This is a genomic window from Streptomyces sp. CNQ085 (genome assembly GCF_022614595.1).
In the GTDB taxonomy this organism is placed as follows: domain Bacteria; phylum Actinomycetota; class Actinomycetes; order Streptomycetales; family Streptomycetaceae; genus Streptomyces.
On sequence record NZ_JAJFAU010000222.1, the window covers coordinates 1 to 5370 of the forward strand.

General features: G+C 74.3%; 5 protein-coding genes and 1 pseudogene. 2 read left to right on the forward strand and 4 right to left on the reverse strand.

Features of this window, described 5'->3' with window-relative positions:
* Positions 1–370: pseudogene (locus LJ221_RS23160) on the forward strand (hypothetical protein); the annotation flags it as partial.
* Between the two features lie 350 nt (positions 371–720).
* Positions 721–1272 carry an EF-hand domain-containing protein gene (locus tag LJ221_RS23165; protein WP_241718654.1) on the forward strand — a complete coding sequence of 184 codons (552 nt, stop codon included), beginning with the start codon at positions 721–723 and terminating at the stop codon, positions 1270–1272.
* A 166-nt stretch (positions 1273–1438) separates the two neighbouring features.
* Here LJ221_RS23165 and LJ221_RS23170 read toward each other — a convergent pair whose 3' ends face one another.
* Genes LJ221_RS23170 through LJ221_RS23185 form a run of 4 tightly spaced genes read right to left on the reverse strand, consistent with a single transcriptional unit; the run spans position 1439 to position 5368 of the window.
* Positions 1439–2401, reverse strand: coding sequence for an ABC transporter substrate-binding protein (locus LJ221_RS23170; RefSeq protein ID WP_241718655.1), 963 nt, complete (start codon positions 2399–2401; stop codon positions 1439–1441).
* A complete protein-coding gene (locus LJ221_RS23175; protein WP_241718656.1) occupies positions 2398–3288 on the reverse strand; it encodes an ABC transporter ATP-binding protein in 891 nt (296 codons plus the stop codon). Before LJ221_RS23175 ends, LJ221_RS23170 begins: the two co-directional genes overlap by 4 nt.
* The gene (locus LJ221_RS23180) at positions 3285–4385 is read right to left on the reverse strand and encodes a FecCD family ABC transporter permease (RefSeq protein ID WP_374228543.1); all 1101 of its coding nucleotides are present in this window, start codon (positions 4383–4385) and stop codon (positions 3285–3287) included. The genes LJ221_RS23175 and LJ221_RS23180 overlap by 4 nt, the downstream gene beginning before the upstream one ends.
* Complete coding sequence (locus LJ221_RS23185; protein WP_241718657.1) at positions 4382–5368, reverse strand: iron ABC transporter permease; 987 nt, start codon at positions 5366–5368, stop codon at positions 4382–4384. Before LJ221_RS23185 ends, LJ221_RS23180 begins: the two co-directional genes overlap by 4 nt.
* Positions 5369–5370 lie beyond the last annotated feature (2 nt).

The window sequence follows — 5370 nt, forward strand, 5'->3', positions numbered from 1 at the left end:
GGGCGGCGCCCCGCGCACGGCCCGCGTGCCGCGCGTGGGCGGCGCCGTGGAGCTGGCGGCCGCCGCACTGCTGGTGGCGGGTGCGGTGATGGGCTCGCTGATCCCGCTGGGTCTGGGCTGGCTGGCCGCCTGGTGGTCGCCCCGGCTGAGCCGCAAGGAGGCCAAGTGGGCGGTGACGGTCGTGCCCGGTACGGTCGCGGCCGCCGGGCTGGTGTGGCTGTGGGGCCGCACCGAGGGCCGCTGGGGGGAGCCGATAGCCGAGGGCGCGCTGGGCGGGGCGATCACCGCCTCCTGGCCCTGGGCGCTGCGCGCCGCGGCCGTCGCCAGCGCCCTCTACCTGCTGTGGCGGGCGCGGCGGCCGAAGGGGTGATTCGGGCAGCCTCCCCCCGGCAGGGGCGGATCCCGTGTTCACCGTTGGGCCGGGCCGGCGTGTCGGTGGCGGCATGGACTCCCGCCGTCGTTCGACGGTGTCGGCCGGGGGATCGGGTACCGGGCCCCGTCGCCGCACGTCCGGTCGGGCGGCCGGACATCGTACGGGGCCGACGGAGCACGGACACCGGAACTGTCGACCAAGGATTTTTCGTTCATTCGTTCCATGCGTCACCCGTACGGCTGAGAATCCATCTGAGCGGTCATCCCCGCGTCCGCCTGTCCCTAGCGTCTTCCCAGACCACTCCGCCACATGGGTGGGCGGCTCGCAGCTTGAGTGAGGGAGACACAATGAAGAGTGACGTGGTGGATCAGAAGTTCAGCCTTCTGTTCGACTGGTTCGACCAGGACCGCGACGGTCAGCTCACCCCCCAGGACCTGGAGGCGACGGCGGCGGTCTTCGCCGGAGTGGCGAAGGAGGAGGACCATGACAACCGCGCCGCCTTCCACTCCGCCTTCGCGCAGTGGTGGCGGCTGCTCGAAGAGGCCGACACCGACGGTGACGGGCGGATCTCACGCACCGAGTTCATCACCATGATGCAGGACAGTGTCACCACCCCCGCCCACTTCGAGAACGTGGTCATGGCCATCATCGAAGCCATCGTGAACGTCACCGACACCGACGGTGACGGTGTTCTGAGCCGGGACGAGTACGTCGCGCTGTACCAGGCGCTCGGCGTCCCCGCCGAGCAGTGCGGTCCGGCGTTCGACAGGGTGGACCTGGACGGAGACGGCGTCATCAGCCACGCCGAGTACCGTGCCGCCATCGTCGAGTTCTACTTCAGCACCGATCCCGAGGCCCCTGGGAACCACCTGCTCGGCATGCTGGTCCAGCCGACCTGAGCGCGCCCCCGGGCCCGTGCCCGTGTCCGCCGGACCGCGGTGCTCCCGGCGGGCACGGGCACAGCGGTCGTCTCCCGGAGAGCCGTTTCCGCCCCAGGGAAGACCGGGCCGTCGGTGCCGGTGGCGGCGTGCTCACCGGTATGCCGGGCCGGGGGCCGGGAAGGCGTCAGTCCCGGGTGAGGAAGCTCTTCATCTCCTCCAGGATCGTGTCGGCGGCCGTGTAGCCGATGCCCTGGATCCAGGTCTCGTCGTCCACGCGGTGGGCGCGGCCGTTCTCCACCGCCTCCATGCCCTTCCACAGCGCGCCGCCGACGGCCTCGCCCTCGCCGGACTTCGCCGGGTCGCCGTAGGAGGTGTAGAAGACGACGTCCGCGTCGCCCTGGTCGACCTTCTCCGGGCTGACGTCGACCGAGAAGCCGTCGGGGGCCCTGTCGGCGATGGCCGGGCGGCTCACGCCGATGTCGGCGAGGATGGAGCCGATGTAGTTCTGCCTGCCGTAGACGCGGGTGTCGGCGCCCTCGACGAAGCGGACGACGCTCACCGTCAGCTCCCGGGCCTTCTCCGGGCCGCCGAGCGCCTCGGTGACCTCGGCCGTCCTCGCCTCGTAGGCGTCGATGACCTTCTCCGCCTCGTCCTGCCGGTCGAGGGCGTTGGCGTGGACCAGGAAGTTCTGCTTCCAGGACGCGCCGGTGGACTCGGTGAAGACGGTCGGGGCGATCTTCGACAGCTCGTCGTAGCGGTCCTTGTCGCGGATGTCGCTGCCCAGGATCAGGTCCGGCTTGAGCGCCGCGATCCTCTCCAGATTGGGCGCGGCGATGTTGCCGACGTTCTCGATGCCCTCGACCTTCTCCTCCGGCAGGTACTTCAGGAAGCCGGAGGCCACGTCGGAGCGGGTGGAGCCGACGGGCTTGACGCCCAGGGTTATGGCCGAGTCCAGCTCGGCGGTGTCGAGGACGACCACGCGCTCGGGCTCGGCGGGGATCTCGACCTCCCCGTGGGCGGTCATCACCGTCCGGGTCTCCCCGGAGGCGGCACCGCTCTCCCCGCCGCAGGCGGACAGGGCGAGGACGAGGACGGAGGCCAGCGCGGTGGCGCCGGCGGCGGTCGTACGGCGGCGGGTGAGGGTCATGGTGTCGCCTTTCGGGTGCTGACGGGGACGGTGGCGGGGGCGCCGGGAACGACGAGGGGGCCGCCCGTCACCGGGTCGGGCACCACCACGGCCTCCAGGCCGAAGACCTCGCGGACCAGACCGGCGGTGACGGCCCGGTCCGGCGGCCCCTGCGCGACGATCCGGCCACCGCGCATCGCGACGAGGTGGTCGGCGTAGCGGGCGGCCTGGTTGAGGTCGTGCAGGACCATCACGACCGTGCGGTCCCGTTCCCGGTTGAGCCGCCGCACCAGATCGAGGACCTCCACCTGGTGGGCGATGTCGAGGTACGTGGTCGGCTCGTCGAGCAGCAGCAGTTCGGTCTCCTGGGCGAGCGCCATGGCGATCCACACGCGCTGCCGCTGGCCGCCCGACAGCTCGTCCACGGCCCGGTCGGCCAGATCGGTGACGCCGGTGCTGTCCATGGCGTCGGTGACGGCCCGCTCGTCGGCCTCCGACCACTGCTGCCACCAGCGCTGGTGGGGTTGGCGGCCCCGGGCGACGAGGTCGCCGACGGTGATCGCCTCGGGCGCGACCGGCGCCTGGGGGAGCAGCCCGAGGGAGCGGGCGACCGCGCGGGTGGGTACGCGGTCCAGCTCCCGGCCGTCCAGCAGCACCGCGCCGCGCCGGGGCCGCAGCAGCCGGCCCAGCGCCCGCAGCAGGGTGGACTTGCCGCACGCGTTGGGGCCGACGACGACGGTGACGCGGCCGTCGGGCACGTCGAGGTCGAGGCCGTCGACGACCGTGCGGTTCTCGTAGGCGAGGGTCAGGCCGCGGGCGATCAGCCGGCTCGCGGACGCGTCCGGTGCGTCCGTTGCCCGCGGCCCGTCGGCCGCGGTGTCCTCGGTGGGCGAGGTGGTGTCCGTCATGGTCTTCCTCCGGTGCGGCCGCGGGCGATCAGCCAGACGAGGTAGGGCGCCCCGATCGCCGCCGTCAGCACTCCGACCGGCAGCTCCACCGGCGCCAGGATCCTGCGGGCCAGCAGGTCGCCGAGGACGACGGTGAAGGCGCCCAGCAGGGCCGTGGCGAGCAGCGGGATCTGCGCGGTGCGTGTCAGCCGGCGGGCGATCTGCGGGGAGAGCAGCGCCACGAAGTCCACCGGCCCGGCCGCTCCGGTGGCCACCGAGGCCAGGACGACCCCGGTGGCCGCCAGCCCCAGCCGGACACGGCCCAGCCGCACGCCCAGGGCGGTGGCGGTGTCGTCGTCCAGTACCGCCCGACGCTGGGCGCGGGCGCACCACAGCACGGCGGGCAGCATGGCCGACAGAGCCCAGCCCAGGGGCGCGGCCTGCTCCCAGCCGCGCCCGTTGAGCGAGCCGGTCAGCCATACCTGGGCCTGCTGGGCGGCGAGGAAGTCGCCTTTGGTCATGAACAGATGGGTGAGCGAGCGCAGCGCGACGGAGAAGCCCAGGCCGATCAGGACGAAGCGGGACGCGCTCAGGCCGCGCCGCCAGGCGAAGACGTAGACCAGCGCGGCGGCGAGCATCCCGCCCGCCACCGAGAGGTGGGGCAGCAGGGCGTACGAGGTCAGGCCGAAGGTCATCGCGGCGACGGTCACGGCGGCGGCGCCGTGGGTGACGCCGATGATCTCCGGGCTCGCCAGGGGGTTGCGGGCGACGGTCTGGATCAGCCCGCCCGCCACCCCGAGCGCGGCGCCCACCATCAGCCCGAGGACCACGCGCGGCAGCCGCAGCGTGCCCACGACCAGTGCCTCGGGGGAGGGCAGCCCCAGCAGCACCCGCACCACCTCGGTGGGCGCGGTGGCGGTCTCGCCGAGGCAGAGCGACGCGACGACGGCCGCGGCCAGCGCGGCGGCGAGGACGGCCGTGACCGCCACCGACCGGCGGTGGAGCAGGAACGAGACGCGTCCGCGGCGCACCAGGCCGTGGCCGGGGGGTCTGACGGGCGCCGCCCCGCGGCCCGGTGCCTCACGGGGCGTCTCGCGCACGGTGCCGGGCGCGGTCACGGTCCCACCGCCTTCCCGGCCCGGCCGCGCACCAGCGCCACCAGGAACGGCACGCCGATCAGCGCCGTCATCACGCCCGCGGGCACCTCGCCCGGCGGTGCCACGATCCGCCCGATCACGTCCGACACCAGCAGCACCACCGGGCCCAGCAGCGCGGCCGCGGGCAGCAGCCGGCGGTGGTCGGAGCCGACGAGGGCGCGGGCCAGGTGCGGGACGGCCAGGCCGACGAAGGCGATGGGCCCGGCCGCGGCGACCCCGGCGCCGGTCAGGACGGTGGCCCCGAGGCCGCCGGTGATCCGTACGGCGGCGGTGTTACGCCCCAGGCCCCTGGCCATGTCCTCGCCCAGCGCCAGGGCGTCCAGGCCGCGCGCGACGGCCATCACCAGCAGCGCGCCCGCCGCCAGGAACGGCAGCACCTGCCCGATCACCTCCGTGCCGCGCCCGGCGACCGAGCCGACCTGCCAGAAGCGGAACTCGTCCAGGGCCGCGGCCCGTGTCGTCAGCACCCCCGCCACCACCGAGTACAGCAGCGCGTTGACAGCGGCGCCGGCCAGTGCCAGGCGTACCGGTGTGGCCCCCCCGCGGCCCCGGGCGGCGATCGCGTAGACGGCCGTCCCGGCCGCGCCCGCGCCCGCGAAGGCGAACCAGACGTATCCGGAGAGGGTGTGCACCCCGGCGAAGGCGATGGCCAGGACGACGCCCAGTGCCGCGCCCTGGCTGACGCCGAGGATGCCGGGTTCGGCGATCGGGTTGCGGGTCAGCCCCTGCATCACGCAGCCGGCCAGTCCGAGCGCGGCGCCGACCAGCACAGCCAGCAGGGTGCGCGGGACGCGCATGGTCCGCACCACCTGGGCGGCGGGGCCGTCGCCGCCGTGCACCAGCGCCTCGTACACCTCGCCCGGCGCGACGGCGCGGCTGCCGACGGCCAGGCTCAGCAGCACCGCCAGGGCGAGGGCGGCCGAGACCGCGGCCACCGCGCCCAGCC